This is a genomic window from Rhodoferax sp. (assembly GCF_011391645.1).
GTDB lineage: Bacteria > Pseudomonadota > Gammaproteobacteria > Burkholderiales > Burkholderiaceae_C > Rhodoferax.
Map to the genome: position 1 here is coordinate 1 of NZ_JAABQC010000056.1, position 17552 is coordinate 17552.

The window sequence follows — 17552 nt, forward strand, 5'->3', positions numbered from 1 at the left end:
GGTACAAGGGCTTGTCGAGCACACGGATGTCAATGGGCGAGTGCATGCGCGCCACCTCGCCGTCGAACGCCACCACCACTTCTTTGCCCCCGGGTGCCAGCCTGGGCCTGACCACCATGTGGTGGAACTCAAAGCTTTCCACCCCGGCGGCCTCCCCCAGCGTGCCCATGGCCCCGTGCAGCATGAGCCGGATCATGGCCAGCGTGCCAATGGGCCGCAACATCAACGCGGCCATGCTGCCGTGGCCAGGCGTGCCGGCCAGGGTGTCGGTGGGCTCGGCGCCCAGCTGCGCCAGTTGCAGCCGGTTGTTGCCCACAAAAAGCGTCAAGGTTTGCACGTCGCGAGTCGTGGCACCCATTTCGATGTGCAGGCGCAGCCGGCGCTGCGCGCGCAGCAAGGTGGCAAAGGCCGCCACCAATGCCACCCAGCGGCTGCGACCAAAGCGGGCTTTGTAAACCTCGCGGTCTTGCAGCAACTCGGGGTACACCCCCAGGCTGGCGTTGACCAGAAACAGGCGGTCGTTGATGGCCGCCACCTGAACCGGGCTGGGTTGCGCATCCAGCAGCAGCCGTGCAGCAGCGGCCGGATCGGTGGGAATGCCGTGCGTGCGGGCGAAGTAGTTGAACGTGCCGTACGGGATGACACCCATGGCACAACCGGCCGCGTGTGCCGCCTGTGCCACGGTGTTGAGGCTGCCGTCGCCGCCCACCGCAACCACCGCTGAGCCGCGTGCCACTGCCTTTGCGGCTGCCTCGGTGGCCACCCGCTGCAGCTCTGCCGGACGGCACACCAGCAACTCGCCCCGGCGCCCACCCAATGACAGGGCAGATTCAATCACCCCGCATTTGGCATCAATGTCCTGGGCGCCCGAAGACGCGTTGATGACAAACAGCAATGAAGCCGTAGGGTCAAAATGCAGGCCACAAGTCATTGGTTGTGCCGTAACAGGTTGCCAAAAACCGTGTGCTGGCCATCCCGGCGGTCGGGCCCGGGCGCGTCATAGAGCACCAGCCAACCGGGCGAAAACTCAATCTGAACGGTGTTGGTGTGTCGGATGTTGGGCATGGGGCAGCTTTTCTAAAGGGGGCAACGCCGGGTGCGCGGCAGGTGGCTGCGCATTCGGGTCGACGCAGCTGGCAGTGTGCGGGCGAAACAGGGTTGATGGGTCAGTTTTTTTCGATGTTTGGAACATGTAAAACCTTCTTTTCAAGAACTGTTGAGTCACGTACTGTTAAGCACTTCATCCTTGAAAAGAAACAGTGCGCCCCAAGTTGTTTGAATCTTCGTCACCCCAGCCCCCGTCACCCGCGCACGACTCGGCATGCCGCAAGGCCAGACGCCGATCGACGGTGGACCGGATTGCGTCGGCCCACTTGGCCGCAATAGGCGATACGGTGGCCGACACCGTGGGCAAGGGTGCCCGGCAACAGCTGGTCTGGCTGGGTTTGCTGGCCATGCCGCTGCTATTTCCCATTGCCTTGCCCGGCATGGCCTCAGCGGTGGGCGCTTTGTGCCTGTTGGTGGCGTTCGGGCTGTGCATGGGTCAAGCGGTCGCGTTGCCGGGCTGGCTCGGCAAGCGCGAGTTGAGTGCGCGCGTCAAAGCCGCGCTGGCCAGCATGTCTCAGCGGGCGGTTCGCGTCATTGGGCGCATGGGGCGGCCGCGCATGCTGCCCTTGAGCAACAAGCCCTCCCGCCTGCTCAACGGGCTGGTGCTGGCCGCCGCCGGGCTGGCCATGGTGGTTCCTGTCCCGGTGATCACATTTGACAATGTGCTGCCCGCGCTGGCCATCGTCCTGATGACCTGGGGCCTGCGTCTGCGCGACGGCCTGATGCTGCTGGCGGGCTACGGCGTCACCGCCGCCGCGATGGCCTCGGTAATGCTGCTCTGGTGGGGTGGTTCCGTGGTGGCCGTCGACCTGCTTGCCTGGGCCACGAGTTGAATCCAGGTCCCCGGCGAAGACAACCCATGGGCGTTCGCCAAGGCCAGATTCACTTGTGATCCCTGGTCATCCGTTCGGCATAGGAGATGCCCACCGCTGACAGCACGAACGTGAAGTGGATGACCGCCACCATGGTGACGATCTGAATGTTTTCGATCGTCAGCTCACCACTCAGATAAGTCTTCAAGGCATGAACGCCTGAAATGGAGATGATGGCAAATGCGAGTTTTAACTTGAGGTTATAGGTGTTGACGTGGTCCAGCCAGTCTGGCTTTTTGATGTCCTTTTTGTCAAAGTGTCCGGTGGTCACAAAAAGCGAAACGCCTGCCAGCGCCACCACCCAAACGAGTTGCGCCACCATCGTCATGTCCACCAGTTCAAGCACCTTGATGATCAGGTCGATCTTTTCCAAATGGCCAAACAGCAAGGTGCTCATCAGCTTGTAGGTTTCCAGCAGGAACTTGCCCAAAATCCCGAAAATGATCGCCACCAGGCCGATATAAAAGAACAGCATGGTGAAACGCATGCCATAAAGCAGCGAGCCAACCCCCGATAAAAGCTTTTCCACTATCTAGACCCCTTGGTAATAATACTGTGATTCTAAACAACGCCCTGCCCGGAACGGGGCTTTGCCAAGATCAAAGCGAGGGCTGCAGGGAAGGGAGGTGGCTTCATAGCCAGAGAGCTACCAGGATGATCCCAACCATCACAAACGACAGCACGACCTTGGCCACCATGCCCACCAACAGGCCCAACCAAGTCGCAAACGCCACTTTGGCAGCGCGTTTACCCAACCGTCGCTTGTGACTTTCTCTTTGTGGCGATCTTGCGGACCTTTGGCTTTGATGGCGGGTGCGCCGGCAACACCTTGCGAATGACGGCCTCGCACTCGGCCTGTGACAGGTACAGTGGTACCGGGTAGTTGGTATCCGCTTCGCGGCAGGCGGCACGTGCCAGCGCAACAATGTCTTTTTCGCGCAGCGCGTCAAGTGTGGCGGGAATACCCAGGCGGGCGTTCATGGCATCAATCGAATCGAGGAATTTCTGCGCCAGCACGGCTTCAGAGTCGTTCTTCTTTCCGACTTTGGCGCGCAAGGCCAAGACCGCCAGTTTGGCCGTGATGGCCGGGCTCAAAAAGCGCAACACATGCGGCAACATGATGGCGTTGGCCAGCCCGTGCGGCGTGTGGTACAGACCGCCCAGCTGGTGCGAAATGGCGTGCACATAACCCACATTGGCGCGGGTAAACGCCTGACCTGCGTAGTTGGCAGCCAACGCCATTTTTTCACGTGCCGCCAGGTCTTGCCCGTTGACGTAAACCAGAGTCAGATTCTTGTAAATCATGGTCACGGCCGACAGCGCCATGCGGTCGCTGTAGTCAGTGCCCCAATGGCCAATGTAAGCCTCGATGGCGTGGGTGAGCGCATCCATCCCGGTGGCGGCGGTGATGTCAGGCGGCAGGCCGAGCATCAAATTCGGGTCAAGCGCCGCCATGCGTGGCACCAGGCGGGTGTCGGCAATCACCAGCTTGCGGTGGTGTTCGGGGTCGGACACCACGGCGGCCACGGTCACCTCAGAGCCGGTGCCCGCCGTGGTGGGCACCGCATAAAGCGGCAACGGTGCGCGCCAGCCCTTGAAGTAACCCACCAACTCACGCGGGTGCTTGTGGTTGGCCACGGCCAGTGCCATGGTTTTGGCGGCGTCCATGGCCGAGCCGCCGCCAAAGGCCACGACGGCATCGCACCCTTCGGCATTCAGGAACGCCATGCCTTGCTCAATTTGTTCCACCGGCGCGTCGGCGCTGATGGCATCGAACACCACAAAACGCGTGCCACCTGCAGTCAAGGCCTGGATCAAAGGCGCGGTCAGACCAAGCCGGGTGATCATGGCGTCAGTGACGATCAGCACCTTCTGGTGACCAAAGTCATTGATGGCCTGGCCGAGCCGTGCGCTGGCACCGGGGCCAACCAACATGGTGGGCTGCGAAATAGGCAGCAGGCGGGTCAACACGCCGGCGGCACGCATCACCGTGGAAAGCCCGACTGAGCGGGCCGCGCTGGTCAAAAGGTTTGCAAACATAAAAGAACATCCTCTAAAAAAGCGAGCTCGTGTTTGAGCAAATCGAAGTTCTGATGATGCCTCTTGTGGAACAATTGTTTTAGTCGTTTCACTCCAACTCAAGGCAAGCTACATGAACAGCGTCAAAACCGTGGTCGGCATCAGTCTGGGCAGCAGTGCGCATGACTTCGAGTTCAGCACCCATTTTCTCGGCGCGCACCTGCAAGTGCGCCGCTTTGGCACCGATGGCAATCTGGCCAAAGCCACCCGATTGCTCAAATACTGGGACAAACGCGCCGCCGCCATTGGCCTGGGCGTACTCAAGGACGGCTACAAGGCAGGCGCCTACAAGTTCATTGACGCCGACAGCGCCCGGTTGAAAGCGGTGGTGCACAAGGCGCCGGTGACCCTGGGCGGACCGCTCAACGACATCTTGCAGGAATGGGCGGTGCGCCACGCGCAGGTGGAGTTGGGCAACTATTTCAACAACGCGCGCACGCTGTTTTTCTCGGGCCTGAAGCACTACAAACTGGCCATGTCGATGGCCGAGTACACCGACAACCTGGCCTTTGCCGACCCCCTGAATCAGCTCGGCGTGCCCAAGCTGCTGACCTCATTGCAGGCCCTGCAGCTTTATGCCAGCGGCGCCCATTACGTGAAAGACTGGAGCCTGCCCAGTGCCCTGTCGTCCGGCCCGGTGAAAGAATGGACCCGCTTCTTGCTGCGCAAAGCCATGCAAAAAGCCAGCGTGGTGGTGGCGCCAGTGCATGAGCTGGATGAATTCGGGCTTGAAGAACTGGCCGGCAAAACCGTGATCACCTCCACCGTCAGCGACACCCGCATTGAAACCCTGGCGGCCAAGGGCGTGCACATGGTGATTGATGGTGCACCCGTCATGCACGGCCACACCATTGGGCCGGACTTGCTGGATGCCATGATTTGCGCCGCCACCGGCAAACAACCCGACGAGTTGCTGGAAGACGACTACCTGGAGATCATCATTGGCCTGGCGCTGACGCCACGCATTCTTTACCCGAACGGTTTCAAGCGGGTGAACCGCTTTGCCTTTGTGATCCACCCGCTATCGCAGGAGTATTTCAAGAAGATCAAGCCGATTGATTTGTTGTCACAGGTGTCGCCGCCCGTGCTGATGAACTCGCTGGAAAAAATCATGGCTTATGCGCCGCCGTTTGTCTATTCGCGCGTGTCGGGCATCCAGTCACCCACCGGCGTCGAGGTCGAAGGCTGGCTGATCTCGGTGGGTGGCACGCCCAAGGAAATCATGCGCCACAGCCCCGAATTCACCTACCGCCGCCTGCTTGATGCCGCGGCCATGGCGAAACGGCTGGGCGCCCAGATCATGGGCCTGGGGGCGTTTACCAAGGTGGTGGGGGATGCCGGCGTCACAGTGGCCAAACGCTCCCCCCTGCCCATCACCACCGGCAACAGCTACAGCGCATCCGGCGCGCTGTGGGCGGCGCACGATGCGCTCTTGCGCATGCGGCTGTTGCCCATGCCCAAAGGCAGGCAACGCGTCAAGTTCAAGGCCATGGTGGTCGGGGCCACCGGCGCCATTGGCTCGGTGTGCGCGCGTCTGCTGGCCATGGTGGCGGAAGAGGTGTACTTGGTGTCGCCGGAAACGGCCAAGCTGCTGTCGCTGAAAGACGCCATCCTGCAGGAAACGCCGGACGCCAAACTGTTTTTGTCGGCCCATGCCGACAAGGACATTGCCGACATGGACATGATTGTCACCGCCACCTCAGGCGCAGGTAAAAAGGTGCTCGACATCATGAAGGTAAAGCCGGGTTGTGTCATCACCGACGTGGCCCGCCCGCTCGACCTGCCCGCCAGCGAGGTGGCCAAGCGGCCTGATGTGTTGGTGATCGAGTCCGGCGAAATCCAGTTGCCCGGCGACGTGCAGATGAAGAACATCGGCCTGCCGCAGGGCGTGGTCTATGCCTGCCTGGCGGAAACCATTGTGCTGGCGCTGGAGGGCCGGTTTGAAAACTTCACCGTGGGCCGCGCCATCGAGTGGGAAAAAGTGCGCGAAATCTACCAGATGGGCCTCAAACACGGCATGAAGCTGGCTGCCATCTCAGGCGTCAACGGCCCATTCAGCGACGAGGAGATCGAGAAGGTGCGTGAACTTGCCTTGGCGGCACGGGCGCAAAAGACCGCAAAAGCCGTCAAGACAAGCCAGCCGCTTAAAGTGGCAGCCAGAAAACGCAAAGCCACCCGTTTGCCATAGTCAGCTGCGCCACGCAGCCAAGTCTTCAAGGCATGAACGCCTGAAATGGAAATGATGGCTTCATAGCCAGAGAGCTGCCAGGACGATCCCAACCACCACAAACGACAGGACGTCCTTGGCCACCAGGCCCACCAACAGGCCCAACCAAGTCGTGACAGCCACTTTGGCAGCGCGTTGTTGGTCTCTTTGCGCCCAGTACTCGCCCACTGCCGCACCCACCAGGGGCATGAAAAGCACGCCCACACGCGTGAAATCGTCGATCCCTACGCGAGTGGTCTGACCCGCAAGCTACGCTAATCCAAGCTGTGGCAAGTACTTTTCCAGCAATTCTTGCACTGCGTGAGCTTGCAGCGCATCGCGGCGACGCTTCATGGTGTCACGCCCGCGCTGTGCGATGCGAAAACAACCGTGGCATGCGCCGGGTCAGGGCTTTCAGCATATCCTCGTGCTTTTGAACCATGAAAGAAGCACCCATGATCAGTCCGATGTATACGAATTCCGTCCCTGTCTTCAAGCAAATGCTGACGGCCCTGAAAACCATTGTTGCCAAGGCCGATGCGCACTGCGCCGCCAAATCAATCGAGCCCGGTGCGCTATTGCAGGCGCGTCTTTATCCAGACATGTTCCCACTGCTCAAGCAAGTGCAGATCGCCGCGGACTTCGCCCGCGGCATATCGGCGCGGCTCGCCGGTGTCGAAATTCCTGCATTTGAAAGCAACGAGCAAAGCTTTGCTGACCTTGACGTGCTGCTGACCAAAACATTGACGTTTCTCGAGGAATTGGACAGTGCGTCGTTCCAAGGCAGCGAACTCAAGGAAATCGTGCTGCGTCCGGGCACGCCGAAAGAAAAGAAACTGAGCGGACAGGTCTATTTGTCAAACTATGGCTTGCCGCAATTCTTCTTTCATGTAACGGCCGCGTACGCCATCTTGCGTCACAACGGGCTCGACATCGGCAAGCGCGATTACATGGGCGCCTATTAGCAGCGCCGAGCCTGGCAACCAACATTGCCAAGCGACAGAAATATTTAACTGTTGATGTAGCTGGTCAGTTGCGAAATGGTTTGTTCGTTGTCGGCAATGATGTCATCCATGATGTCGCGAATGGAGATCAGTCCGAGCACTTTTCCGTCTTCCACCACTGGCAAGTGCCGAATTTTCTTCTGACTCATCAGGGTCATGCAAGCACGCGTGCCGACTTTTGGCCCAACCGTGATGACTTCGCGGGTCATGATATCGGCAACCGTGGTCTCCTTGGAGTTGCGACCCTGCAAGGCAATCTTGCGGGTGTAGTCGCGTTCTGACACAACACCCTGCAGTTTGCCGTCTTGCATCACCAGCAAGGCGCCTACCTCTAGCTTGGCCAACGTTAACAACGCGTCAAAGACGCTGACCGTTGGGGCAATTTGATACAGCGTGGAGTTACGCTGCTTCAATAATTCTGAGATTGGTTTCATTGATGTCCAGACGATGGCAAAGGTGACTCTGTAGTTTAGCCAACATTTCCAGCGACAGTTTTGGCTTTTTCAAATTTGTCCTCAACATGCGTGTGACTCTCGCCGCAACATGAAGCGCTGGCTATTGAACAAGGCCTATCGGTCGTTCAGCAACTCAAATGTCCCCAAGCACAGAGGCTCACCGTTCAGGACCACATCCACCTGGTGCGGCCCGGGGTAATGTTTTCGGGTGCTCATCTCTTTCAGTGACAACGTCTTGGCCAGCAGGGTGGTTTGGCCCGGCGCCAGCGCCAGGGTTTTGAGCTTGAACACCTTGGCCTTGGCCTGGCCGCTGGCCTTGACATAGTGCACCGCCAGGTCCGCCAGCACACGTTGCCCACGGGTGTGGGTGCTGGTGAGCGCAAACCCGATGCGTACCGAGCCACCCATCACCACCCTGGCCGGGGTGATCTGGATGTGGTTCACAGCCACCATCGCCTGATGGCCAAAACCCAGCACCTCGAGCGCGGTGCTCTCACCACGTTTGACGGCCGAGCGCAGCGCATGGCCGACGATCCAGGCGCGCCCGGCAGGGGCATTTTTCAGCCAAGCCTTGGCGGTGCTGGCCAGCAGCGCCGGGTGATCCTTGCCGATGTCGTTGAGGTTGTTGGCCACCGAGCGCCGCACATACAACTCGGGGTCATCCTTGAGCAACTCCAGCAGCGCCAGCACCGGGGCCGGGTCGGCCTGGAATTGGCGCAGGCGCGGTGCCCAGGGCAGCCGGGGGCGTGTGCCTTCGGACACCAGACGACGCACATGCGGGCTCGGGTCAGCCGTCCAGGCTGCGAGTTGGCGCAGGGTGGCCTCCGGGTGCTGCTCAAGAAAGGGGCGGATGCTGAATTCGGCGGTAAAGCGTTGTGTCAAGGCATGCTGCGCCCGCATCGACTCCTCAAAATGCGTCAGGCCGTATTGCGCCACAAACATCGTGTGCGGCAGGTACAGAAACGAGGCCAGGCTCAGCCCGGGGTCCCGGTCATGGGGCTGGTCCAGCGAGTCAAGCAGGATCGCCATCGCCCGCGGATAGTCGTCCGGCAAATGGCGACGCAAGGCCTGGGCGATTTTCTTGCCACGTGGCATCAGTTCAAGCGCGTCATAGCCATCAATCGCATCGCTCACAAAACGCAAGCTATTGAACGAGGGATGCACCTTCGAGATCATGCCGGCAATGGCACGCGGCACGTCGGCACCGTATTGGTTCTTAAGGAGTTCAGCCATCAGCTCACGATGACCGGTTGTTTTGCGGGCTGCTTGCGGCTGTTCCACAAACTGTCCAGGCTGTAAACCACCAGGGCCAGCCAGATCAGGTAAAACCCGATGGCACGCGCGGGGTCAAAAACTTCGCCGTACAACCACACCCCAAGCAGCATCTGCAGGCTGGGCGAGATGTATTGCAGGATGCCCAGCGTGGCCATGGGAATGCGGCGTGCGCCAGCGGCAAACAGCAGCAGGGGAATGGCCGTCAGCGGCCCGGCCAGCAACAGCCAGCCCAGGGTGCTTGGGTCGCCCTGCACCAGCGCACCCTGCCCATGCCAGGCCCACCACGCCAGCAGCCCCAGGGCAAACGGCGCCAGCAGCAGGGTTTCCAGTGTCAGACCTTCGAGCGCGCCCAGCGCGGCCACCTTGCGCAGCAGGCCGTAGACGCCAAAGGTCGCCGCCAGCACCAGCGCCACCCAGGGCAGTCGCCCGGCCTGCAGCGTGAGCCACAACACGCCCGCACCGGCCACCGCCACCGCCAGCCACTGCACGGGGCGTGGACGCTCATGCAAAAAGGCAAACCCGAACGCCACATTGACCAGCGGCAAAATGAAGTAGCCCAGGCTGGCGTCGACCACGTGCGCGTTCTGAATCGCCCACACATACACCGACCAGTTCACCGACAGCAGCAGGGCCGACAGCGCAAATGCCGCCAGCACCCGCGGCTGGCTGGCCACCCCGCGCAGCCAGGCCCAGCGCCTGAGCACGGCCAGCACACACAGCAGAAACGCCAGCGACCAGACCGTGCGGTGCATCACCACCTCGAACGCATTGACGTTGCCAAGCTGTTTGAAAAAGATCGGGAACAAGCCCCAGGCGGTGTAGGCCAGGGCGGCATAAAGCACACCAGAATTCATGGATGGAAGAGGCTCACGGGTTGGTTGCCACAGGATACGGCACAGGGCAGAGTCTAGGGGCAAGGCCTTGGCAGGCATCGTGGTATGGCCGGCGCGCGACAATCCGGCCTCTACCTCAAAAAAGCAAAGCCCCGAATGAAAGCACCCGCCAGACTGCAACCCCTCATCGAAGAAGGCCTGATCGACAGCGTGGTGCGCCAGCTCATGAGTGGCAAGGAAGCCATGGTGTTTGTGGTGCGCTGTGGGGACGACACCCGCTGCGCCAAGATCTACAAGGAAGCCACTCACCGCAGCTTTCGCCAGGCGGTGGACTACACCGAAAACCGCAAGGTAAAAAACTCGCGTTCGGCCCGGGCCATGGCCAAGGGCAGCAAGTTTGGCCGGCAAGAGCAGGAAGCAGCCTGGCAAAGCGCCGAGGTCGATGCGCTGTACCGCCTGGCAGCCGCCGGTGTGCGGGTGCCGCAGCCTTACAACTTTTGCGACGGCGTGCTGCTGATGGAGCTGGTGACCGATGCCAATGGCGACGCCGCACCGCGCTTGAACGATGTTCGCTTTTCGCCTGAGCAGGCGCGCAAACACCATGCCACGCTGATCAAGGAGGTGGTGCGCATGCTGTGCGCGGGCGTGGTGCACGGGGACTTGTCGGAGTTCAACATTTTGCTGGCCCACAGCGCGGGGGTGGACGGCACAGAGGGCGAGGACGTCCCCGTCATCATCGACCTGCCGCAGGCGGTGGACGCCGCTGGCAACAACCACGCGCAGCGCATGCTGCTGCGCGACGTGGCCAACCTGCGCGACTTCTTTGGCCAGTTTGCGCCCGAGTTGCTGGCCACCGACTTTGGTCCCGAAATGTGGCATCTGTACCAGGCCGGTTTGCTCGGCAACGAATCGGTGCTGACCGGTCGCTTCGAGCGCAGCCAGGCCAGCATTGACATGCAAGCCGTGCTGCGCGAGATTGACGACGCCCGGGCCGAGGACGCCGCGCGCAGGCTGCGCATGCAAAACAACGCCGCCACCTTGCACTGAGCCACGGCAGGCAGCACAGCATCGGCTGTGTCAAGCCCTGGCTGGTCGGACTTCGGTGACCTTGGCGCAAACAAAGGTCTGATGGGCCGCCAAGAAGTCCCATTGCTCAACGAAGCAGCACCCGGGTAACGAATCCACGCCCCAGCGCAGCAGGTTCACCGAATTCGGCACGCCCTTGCGCACCCTTGAAGACACCGCCGTGCCCGCCTGCACCGCCCATAGTGGCCGCGCCAGGCCGTCCAGCGCCATCACATAGGGCAGGTGAATGTGTCCGCCCATCACCAGGTCGGCGCCGGCGGCAGCCCAGCGCTGCAGTGCGGCGGCATGGCCGCGCAGCCGGTTCGGCACGTCTTCTGCAAGCGTCACGGCCACGGGCTGGTGCACCACCACCACGCGCAACTGCGCAGCCCCGGCGCCTTCAAGCAGCCGGGCCACGCGGTCGATTTGATGCCCGGACACCTCGCCATGCTTGTGACGCCAGGCCCGCGTGGTGTTGACGCCCACCACCAGCAGGTGGGGTGAAGAATACACGGGTTCGAGGTCTGACCCGAAGGCCGCCATGTGGCGGGCATAGGGTTGGCGCAGGCGCGTCCACAAGTCGAACAGCGGTATGTCGTGGTTGCCCGGAACAGCCAGCACTGGCACCCCGAGGCGGTCCACCAAAGCACGGGCCGCCCTGAACTGCGCCGGCCGCGCACGCTGCGTGATGTCACCCGAGAGCACCAGCAGATCGGGCTGCTGCTGCCGGGCCAGCGCCACCAGCGCCTCGACCACCGGCAGCTGTTCGGTGCCAAAGTGCGGGTCCGAGATTTGCAGCAACACGCTCATCTATCGATTTCAGGACAGACGCCATCACTGGTCAAGACCGTTTCCGACAAGCCGGTTTGGGCCAGCAACCCTGGTGCGAACGCCAGACGGACGACATTTCCCTTTCGGGTGTTGAGCATGGAATTGGTTCTCCGGGTGGTCAGCTGTCAGACAGGTCCGAGGATCGGGCCGGGTGACGGGCAGCAAGTGTAAGGCGCCAGAATACACTTCAGGCGCTTGGTCCTTTGTTCATTTTTTACGATGTTTCAGTTCCAGAAAAGCTGCTTTTTTAGAACCGTCGGGCACAGGGTGATCGACTGATAATTCGCTCATGAAAATCTTACTTGTTTTAGGGACTGCAGTGGTCGCACTTCTATGGACCGTCTTTATCGCGGTGTCGGCTGCGTTGGCAGATTGGCTGGCCGGTCAGGGCGGGCAGTTGCAGGGCGGCATGCAGGCGCTCACCCAATGGCCCATGCCGGCCTGGATCGGGCTTTGGCTGGACCCCGCGTTGGCGGAAACCCTGCGTGCCAGCGTGGTGTGGAGCGTCGAAGCGCTCGCAGCATTCATGCCGTGGATTGTGCCGCTCCTCGAATGGGTTGCGCCTTTGTTGTGGGTGATCTGGGCCATCGCAATGGCAGTGCTGGTGGCTCTGGCCGGCGTTGGCTTGTTCGTCATTGGTCGTCTGCGCGGGCGCGCCACGGCAATGGCGTGAACACTCGCGGCATCAATCAAGGGTTTCGAGACGTCGAGAGCGCCAGTCCAGCACCGAGGTGCGTACCGTCATCGTGCGGGCCAGATCGGGAAAGTCCTTGCGAATCACTTCGGCGGCAAAGCCGGAAAGAAAACGGCTCTTGAGCTCGGCCCGGGCACGGTCAACCCCCTGCTCCTCGTAGGGCACCGACGCAAGCAGCAGGAAGCCGTCGTCTGGAATGCGTCCGGCCGCCATGTTGGACTTGATGATGCTGGCGGCCGTGTGCACCGGCACATCGAGGTTGGGGCTGTAGGGACCGATGATCAGCGCCAGATTCGGCGTGTGCAGAAAGTCGAAGCCGCGGCCCAGACAAATCATCCATTCGCGGTGTTCGATGTCGAGCTCGCGCTTGGCCTGGCGCGCCTGCTCGCGCACCTCGCCAATGTGCTCAACATTACCGTGCAGCAGCGGCAGCAAGTCGGCTCGCATCTGCGCCGGCATGTCGGGCAAGAGGTCGTCCAGCGTTCGCCCCAGCGCCGGCAGCGCGGCGCCGTCGACCCCCGCCATGTCAAGCGTCGCCCCGGCGGCTGTGCCATGGATGACCAGCGCGTCCTCGTCAGTTTCAAAGCCGCAGACCAGCGGATAAACGGTGCCATGGCCGGCGCCAAAAATATGCGCGACCTGGCGGCGGATTTCATAGGTGTGGGCAATGGCCGCCGCGGTATCGCAATTGAACCCGGCACAACCGCGTCGCGGATCGCCGCGCGAGAAATGGTAAGTGATCAGCAGCAGCATGCGCCGCCCCTGGCTCACCACGCGCTGCACATGGTGCGCGAGCAGTTCACCCAGATGCGGCCAACCGAGATCGAAGATGCCGCCAAGGTTCCGAAAGGGCATCACGATGCCCACCGGCGTGTTGGTCGCCACCGCAATATTGATCCGGCCGTCCATGCACTTCAGCGCTGCAATGGCCGTTGGATGCTCGGCCATGTAGCGTTCCCGCGCCAGCCACACCTCGGGGCTGCGGAAATTTGCGCCATGGCGGTCCGCGAGGTCAAACAACCAGTCGATGCGCTCGTGTATCGGTTTGCGGTGAATATCCATGAAGAAAAGTTCCGCTGAGAGTTGATTCAGGATTATGCGGCGTCGGCGACTGCCCATGAAGCCGCCTGTCGCTGACTTGCTAGCTACCAGACCTGGGCAAAGAAAAACAAGGTGGCCTTGACCATGGCGAAAACCACACCATAGACCACAAACACGGCAGCCACCGAGACCGCCAGCCCGGACATGACCCAAAGGCCGTCACGCTCAAGCACTCCGAGCGCCATCAGGCTGATGGCCAATGCCGGCAGGACGTTGCCCAGGGGAATCGGCAGCACCAGCAAGACCGCCAGCAGCAGCGACACCAGACCGATGAAATGCTCCATTGGCGGCAGGGCCAGACCGGTGAAGCGGGGTCGCAACAGTTTTTCAGCACGCTGAAGCCAGGGAAGGATGCGCTTGACCAGGGTGGAAAAGTCTGAGGACGACATGGAACGATTGGCCACAAATGCCGGCAGCCAGGGTGCCCGGCCGAGCATCAGTTGGGCGGCAAGAAAGATCAGCGGCGCACCCAAAATGGTTGATGTGCCGGGTGGCGTTGGCAAAGCGTTGGGGAATGCAAAGATAAATATCAGGGCACCTGTTGCGCGGTCGCCAAGTGCCACCAGCAAATCACGGATGGCGATGCGCTCACGCTGCGTGTCGGTGGAGAGTGTCCAAAGAATGGTCGACAGCGCATGACCGCCCGGTGGTTTTGTCACGATGGTGAGCTGCCGAAAGCGGTCTGATTCAAAGCCAGTTCCTGAGTTGTCATCCGGCATTCGTTTCTGCGTCTGCGCGGATGGAATCCCTGGACAGGCTGGAGGCCAACACTTTGTCAATGGTCTTGCCATCCATGTCGACAATCTCAAATTTCCAGTCCTGCCATTCAATGCTGTCCGCCACTTTGGGCAAACGGCCGGTCAGCAACATCATCATGCCGCTGAGGGTATGGTAGCGGCCGCGCTCTTCTTCTGGCACGCTGTAGAGCCCCAGGCGGTCTTTCAACTCGGGAATGGGGATGTGACCGTCGAGCAGCCAGGAGCCGTCGTCACGCTGTACCGCCCAGGATGTCTCGGGGTCGCGTGGCTGAAACTCCCCGGTGATGGCTTCAATCAGGTCCTTCAGGGTAACAATGCCCTGCACCTGCCCGTATTCGTCAATCACAAACGCCATGTGCACATCGGACAGGCGGAAGTTGTCCAGCAACTCCATGCCCGTCAGGGTTTCCGGCACATACAGTGGCACCTGCAGCTTGGCCTGCAGATCCGGAATTTCCCCGTGGGCAATTTGGGACAGCAACTGGCGCGCATTCACGATGCCCAGAATGTCGTCGAGGCTACCCTTGACCACCGGAAACCGCGCGTGGTCCGCGCTGTCGATCAGTTTCAGGTTTTCTTCAAACGGCGCGTTGATGTCGAGAAACACCACGTCGCTCCTGGGCACCATGAGCGAGCCAAGTTGCCGGTCATCCAACAGAAAAACGTTGCGCACCATGGTGTGCTCATGCGACTCGATCACGCCTGCGCTGGTGCCTTCAGCCAGAACGGCATGAATTTCTGCCTCGGTCACGCTGGAGCCGGAACTTTCCTTGACACCGAGCAGACGCAACAACGCTCTTGTTGAACCAGACAGCAGGCGAACGAAGGGCTTGGTGGCAATAGCCAGCAGGTTGATGGGTTTGGCGACCAACCTGGCAACCGCTTCTGGGTTGGACTGCCCCAGACGCTTGGGCACCAGTTCGCCCAGAACAATTGAAAAATAAGTGATCAATACCACCACCAAGCCAGTCGCCGCATAAGACGCATAGGGATCGGACAAGCCCAGGGTGACCATCCACAGCGCCAAAGGCGGCGCCAGAGCCGCTTCGCCGACGATCCCGTTGAGCACCCCGATGGAAGTGATGCCGATCTGGATGGTGGAGAGGAAACGGGTGGGGTCTTCGCCCAGTTTGACGGCTGCTATGGCAGAGCTGTCGCCCTCATCAACAAGTTTCTGGAGTCTTGCCCTGCGTGCTGTGACCAGCGCGATTTCTGACATGGCAAAGGCACCGTTGAGCAGGATGAGGGCGAAAAGTATGACTATTTCCATAACGGGCGCACGTCAGGCGCCAAATTGAGTTGAACAGCGGGCGATTTTACAAACAGCCGCTATTCTGTTTTTAATTCGGGCTGTTCCGGGAGGATCGTCCAGAAATCTGCAGTGACGTGAAAACCGCGACGCCTTTTGACCGCAACTGCCCGATGCCAGCTGCTATTGGCTATCATCCTGCAACCAACTCAAAGGAGTAACAAGAATGCTGATTCGCGTCATTTATGTCAGTACCGCTGTGGGTCCGCAGACCAGTGATGTGACCAACTCAATTTTGAAGAGGGCGCAAGCCTGGAACAAGGCCAACAACATCACCGGGGTCTTGTGCCAGGGGCAGGGCGTTTACTTGCAGGCGCTTGAGGGAGAACGCCCCGTCGTTACCAAGCTTTATTCACGCATTTACACAGACAAGCGCCACACCAACGTGGAGATGATCCACTGTGAAAGCATCACCAAGAGGCGCTATGACAAATGGTCCATGGCGCACGTCAGCCTGTCTGACATTGACCCGCAGAAAAAAGTCGAATGGCCTGAGCTTGATCCCTACTCTTTCACGGGGCTGCTGGTGATGGCGCGCATTGATGAGTTGCTTGAGTCGGGCAGCGTGATTCAAAGCCCTGAGGAATAGGACCACGCATTCGATGCCAACAACGTTGGGAATAATTCCATCTGAAAGTCCAGCAAATGAAGGGCGTATTGCGCCGGTGGCTCTCCCGTGAGGCGGGTGTGGAGCCTCACCGCCGGCACCACAAACTGCATGGAATAATGGGCGATGCAACAAACACCCGACGATCTGCAGCGCGTTGCCGAGCGGACTTTGGCGTACTACGACCAGAACGCGCAGGCATTCTGGGAAGGCACCCGAGACCACGACGTAAGCCAGAACATTGACGCGCTACTGAAGCATATCAGGGCGGTTTCGCCTTTTGAACTGCTCGACCTCGGCTGCGGTCCCGGGCGCGATCTGATGAGTTTCAAGGCGCTTGGTCACCGCGTGACCGGCCTTGAGGGGTCTGCGCAATTGGCGGCACTGGCACGGGCGAACAGTGGCTGCCCGGTGCTGGAGCAGAACTTTCTCAACCTGGACTTGCCAGGCGCCCGCTTTGACGGCGTGTTTGCCAACGCTGTGCTCTTCCATATCCCCAGCCCGGCGCTCCAGCGGGTGCTGCGGGCGCTGCATACGGCATTGAAACCTGGCGGCGTGCTGTTTTGCTCGAACCCGCACGGCGATGGACAGGAGGGCTGGAACGGTGACCGATATGCGGCCTTTTATGATTGGCCAACCTGGCGTAATTACCTGACACAAGCCGGCTTCGTCGAACTGACGCATTACTACCGGCCTGCCGGCCTGCCGCGGGAACAACAACCCTGGCTGGCAAGTGTGTGGCGAAAGCCTGAATCACCCTAGGAGTCTGGGCGGCAGAGCGTTCTGCTGCGTGTCCCCCGCCCTGCGGGCTGGTCCCGCGCGGCTTACGCTGCAACGGTCAGCTCAACCAGCAAGTCCTTGGCATTCACCGTTTCCCCGGTGCGCACATGAATCGCATGCACCACGGCGTCGCGCTCGGCACTCAGCATGGTTTCCATCTTCATGGCTTCCATCGACAGCAGCGGGTCACCTTTTGACACCTTCTGCCCGACCTTGACCGCCACCGTGACCACCATGCCCGGCATCGGTGCGCCCACGTGTTTGGGGTTGCCCTCTTCGGCTTTGGGCTTGGCCTTGACCGCGCCCAACCCCGCCTTGTGCACCCGCACCGTGCGCGGCTGGCCGTTGAGCTCAAAGAAGACCTTGATCTTGCCTTCTTCGTCCACCGTGTCGGAGCGGCCGGTTTGGCGCACCACCAGGGTTTTGCCCTTGTCGATGTCAATGGCGATTTCTTCCCGGTCCAGCAGACCATAGAAGAAGGGTGAGGTTGGCAACAGCGACACGTCGCTGTAGTCACGCCGATGTTCGGCATAGTCCTTGAACACCTTGGGGTACATCAAATAAGAGGCCAGGTCG

20 protein-coding genes are annotated in these 17552 nt (G+C 60.7%); 7 read left to right on the forward strand and 13 right to left on the reverse strand.

The window, feature by feature from the left end; all coding sequences use genetic code 11:
- Both GPS82_RS08540 and GPS82_RS08545 read right to left on the reverse strand, forming a co-directional pair.
- Positions 1-931: diacylglycerol kinase family protein (locus GPS82_RS08540; RefSeq protein ID WP_296493344.1), on the reverse strand; the 931-nt coding region annotated here is incomplete at its 3' end.
- Positions 928-1065, reverse strand: a complete 138-nt coding sequence (locus GPS82_RS08545) for a hypothetical protein (protein ID WP_296493348.1) — start codon at positions 1063-1065, stop codon at positions 928-930. The genes GPS82_RS08540 and GPS82_RS08545, both read right to left, overlap by 4 nt.
- Positions 1066-1373: 308 nt before the next feature.
- Between GPS82_RS08545 and GPS82_RS08550 the strand changes: the two genes are divergently transcribed.
- Positions 1374-1940, forward strand: a complete 567-nt coding sequence (locus tag GPS82_RS08550) for an exopolysaccharide biosynthesis protein (RefSeq protein WP_296493350.1) — start codon at positions 1374-1376, stop codon at positions 1938-1940.
- Positions 1941-1989: 49 nt separating this feature from the next.
- On the opposite strand, the gene GPS82_RS08555 is transcribed toward GPS82_RS08550, so the two are convergent.
- Positions 1990-2508: a YqhA family protein gene (locus GPS82_RS08555; protein WP_296493352.1), complete on the reverse strand. Its 519-nt coding sequence runs from the start codon at positions 2506-2508 to the stop codon at positions 1990-1992.
- Between the two features lie 218 nt (positions 2509-2726).
- The gene (locus tag GPS82_RS08560; RefSeq protein ID WP_296493355.1) at positions 2727-4019 is read right to left on the reverse strand and encodes an iron-containing alcohol dehydrogenase; all 1293 of its coding nucleotides are present in this window, start codon (positions 4017-4019) and stop codon (positions 2727-2729) included.
- 112 nt (positions 4020-4131) lie between these two features.
- Here GPS82_RS08560 and GPS82_RS08565 point away from each other — a divergent pair, with 112 nt between their 5' ends.
- The gene (locus GPS82_RS08565) at positions 4132-6246 is read left to right on the forward strand and encodes a dehydrogenase (protein WP_296493358.1); all 2115 of its coding nucleotides are present in this window, start codon (positions 4132-4134) and stop codon (positions 6244-6246) included.
- 60 nt (positions 6247-6306) lie between these two features.
- On the opposite strand, the gene GPS82_RS08570 is transcribed toward GPS82_RS08565, so the two are convergent.
- Positions 6307-6483 (reverse strand): DUF456 family protein, encoded by a 177-nt coding sequence (locus GPS82_RS08570; RefSeq protein ID WP_296493360.1) that lies wholly within the window; start codon positions 6481-6483, stop codon positions 6307-6309.
- Positions 6484-6719: 236 nt separating this feature from the next.
- On the opposite strand from GPS82_RS08570, the gene GPS82_RS08575 reads away from it, so the two are divergent.
- Positions 6720-7229, forward strand: coding sequence for a DUF1993 domain-containing protein (locus GPS82_RS08575; protein WP_296493394.1), 510 nt, complete (start codon positions 6720-6722; stop codon positions 7227-7229).
- Positions 7230-7273: 44 nt separating this feature from the next.
- Here GPS82_RS08575 and GPS82_RS08580 read toward each other — a convergent pair whose 3' ends face one another.
- From GPS82_RS08580 to rarD, 3 genes are all read right to left on the reverse strand, one after another.
- Positions 7274-7702 (reverse strand): CBS domain-containing protein, encoded by a 429-nt coding sequence (locus GPS82_RS08580; RefSeq protein ID WP_296493363.1) that lies wholly within the window; start codon positions 7700-7702, stop codon positions 7274-7276.
- 135 nt (positions 7703-7837) lie between these two features.
- Positions 7838-8956 carry a DNA alkylation repair protein gene (locus GPS82_RS08585; RefSeq protein WP_296493366.1) on the reverse strand — a complete coding sequence of 373 codons (1119 nt, stop codon included), beginning with the start codon at positions 8954-8956 and terminating at the stop codon, positions 7838-7840.
- The gene (gene rarD, locus GPS82_RS08590; RefSeq protein ID WP_296493368.1) at positions 8956-9852 is read right to left on the reverse strand and encodes an EamA family transporter RarD; all 897 of its coding nucleotides are present in this window, start codon (positions 9850-9852) and stop codon (positions 8956-8958) included. The genes GPS82_RS08585 and rarD overlap by 1 nt, the downstream gene beginning before the upstream one ends.
- A gap of 135 nt (positions 9853-9987) precedes the next feature.
- Here rarD and GPS82_RS08595 point away from each other — a divergent pair, with 135 nt between their 5' ends.
- Complete coding sequence (locus GPS82_RS08595) at positions 9988-10878, forward strand: PA4780 family RIO1-like protein kinase (RefSeq protein WP_296493370.1); 891 nt, start codon at positions 9988-9990, stop codon at positions 10876-10878.
- Positions 10879-10908: 30 nt separating this feature from the next.
- Here GPS82_RS08595 and GPS82_RS08600 read toward each other — a convergent pair whose 3' ends face one another.
- Positions 10909-11706 carry a metallophosphoesterase gene (locus GPS82_RS08600; RefSeq protein WP_296493372.1) on the reverse strand — a complete coding sequence of 266 codons (798 nt, stop codon included), beginning with the start codon at positions 11704-11706 and terminating at the stop codon, positions 10909-10911.
- A 310-nt stretch (positions 11707-12016) separates the two neighbouring features.
- On the opposite strand from GPS82_RS08600, the gene GPS82_RS08605 reads away from it, so the two are divergent.
- Complete coding sequence (locus tag GPS82_RS08605) at positions 12017-12400, forward strand: hypothetical protein (RefSeq protein WP_296493374.1); 384 nt, start codon at positions 12017-12019, stop codon at positions 12398-12400.
- Positions 12401-12412: 12 nt separating this feature from the next.
- On the opposite strand, the gene GPS82_RS08610 is transcribed toward GPS82_RS08605, so the two are convergent.
- The 3 genes from GPS82_RS08610 to GPS82_RS08620 form a co-directional block, all read right to left on the reverse strand.
- Complete coding sequence (locus tag GPS82_RS08610) at positions 12413-13483, reverse strand: carboxysome shell carbonic anhydrase domain-containg protein (RefSeq protein WP_296493376.1); 1071 nt, start codon at positions 13481-13483, stop codon at positions 12413-12415.
- Positions 13484-13566: 83 nt separating this feature from the next.
- Complete coding sequence (locus GPS82_RS08615) at positions 13567-14181, reverse strand: exopolysaccharide biosynthesis protein (RefSeq protein WP_296493379.1); 615 nt, start codon at positions 14179-14181, stop codon at positions 13567-13569.
- A gap of 49 nt (positions 14182-14230) precedes the next feature.
- Positions 14231-15550: a hemolysin family protein gene (locus GPS82_RS08620; protein WP_296493384.1), complete on the reverse strand. Its 1320-nt coding sequence runs from the start codon at positions 15548-15550 to the stop codon at positions 14231-14233.
- A gap of 205 nt (positions 15551-15755) precedes the next feature.
- Between GPS82_RS08620 and GPS82_RS08625 the strand changes: the two genes are divergently transcribed.
- Positions 15756-16178 carry a BLUF domain-containing protein gene (locus GPS82_RS08625; protein ID WP_296493386.1) on the forward strand — a complete coding sequence of 141 codons (423 nt, stop codon included), beginning with the start codon at positions 15756-15758 and terminating at the stop codon, positions 16176-16178.
- A 144-nt stretch (positions 16179-16322) separates the two neighbouring features.
- A complete protein-coding gene (locus tag GPS82_RS08630; RefSeq protein ID WP_296493389.1) occupies positions 16323-16958 on the forward strand; it encodes a class I SAM-dependent methyltransferase in 636 nt (211 codons plus the stop codon).
- 62 nt (positions 16959-17020) lie between these two features.
- Here the strand turns inward: GPS82_RS08630 and GPS82_RS08635 are convergent.
- A partial coding sequence (locus GPS82_RS08635) for a biotin/lipoyl-containing protein (RefSeq protein WP_296493392.1) occupies positions 17021-17552 on the reverse strand: 532 nt, incomplete at its 5' end.

Bases quoted from the DNA above. Each gene is read 5' to 3' on its own strand.
- GPS82_RS08545 (WP_296493348.1), bottom strand. From the start codon at position 1,065: ATGCCCAACATCCGACACACCAACACCGTTCAGATTGAGTTTTCGCCC.
- GPS82_RS08560 (WP_296493355.1), bottom strand. From the start codon at position 4,019: ATGTTTGCAAACCTTTTGACCAGCGCGGCCCGCTCAGTCGGGCTTTCC.
- GPS82_RS08565 (WP_296493358.1), top strand. From the start codon at position 4,132: ATGAACAGCGTCAAAACCGTGGTCGGCATCAGTCTGGGCAGCAGTGCG.
- GPS82_RS08575 (WP_296493394.1), top strand. From the start codon at position 6,720: ATGATCAGTCCGATGTATACGAATTCCGTCCCTGTCTTCAAGCAAATG.
- GPS82_RS08580 (WP_296493363.1), bottom strand. From the start codon at position 7,702: ATGAAACCAATCTCAGAATTATTGAAGCAGCGTAACTCCACGCTGTAT.
- GPS82_RS08585 (WP_296493366.1), bottom strand. From the start codon at position 8,956: ATGGCTGAACTCCTTAAGAACCAATACGGTGCCGACGTGCCGCGTGCC.
- rarD (WP_296493368.1), bottom strand. From the start codon at position 9,852: ATGAATTCTGGTGTGCTTTATGCCGCCCTGGCCTACACCGCCTGGGGC.
- GPS82_RS08595 (WP_296493370.1), top strand. From the start codon at position 9,988: ATGAAAGCACCCGCCAGACTGCAACCCCTCATCGAAGAAGGCCTGATC.
- GPS82_RS08600 (WP_296493372.1), bottom strand. From the start codon at position 11,706: ATGAGCGTGTTGCTGCAAATCTCGGACCCGCACTTTGGCACCGAACAG.
- GPS82_RS08605 (WP_296493374.1), top strand. From the start codon at position 12,017: ATGAAAATCTTACTTGTTTTAGGGACTGCAGTGGTCGCACTTCTATGG.
- GPS82_RS08610 (WP_296493376.1), bottom strand. From the start codon at position 13,483: ATGGATATTCACCGCAAACCGATACACGAGCGCATCGACTGGTTGTTT.
- GPS82_RS08620 (WP_296493384.1), bottom strand. From the start codon at position 15,550: ATGGAAATAGTCATACTTTTCGCCCTCATCCTGCTCAACGGTGCCTTT.
- GPS82_RS08625 (WP_296493386.1), top strand. From the start codon at position 15,756: ATGCTGATTCGCGTCATTTATGTCAGTACCGCTGTGGGTCCGCAGACC.
- GPS82_RS08630 (WP_296493389.1), top strand. From the start codon at position 16,323: ATGCAACAAACACCCGACGATCTGCAGCGCGTTGCCGAGCGGACTTTG.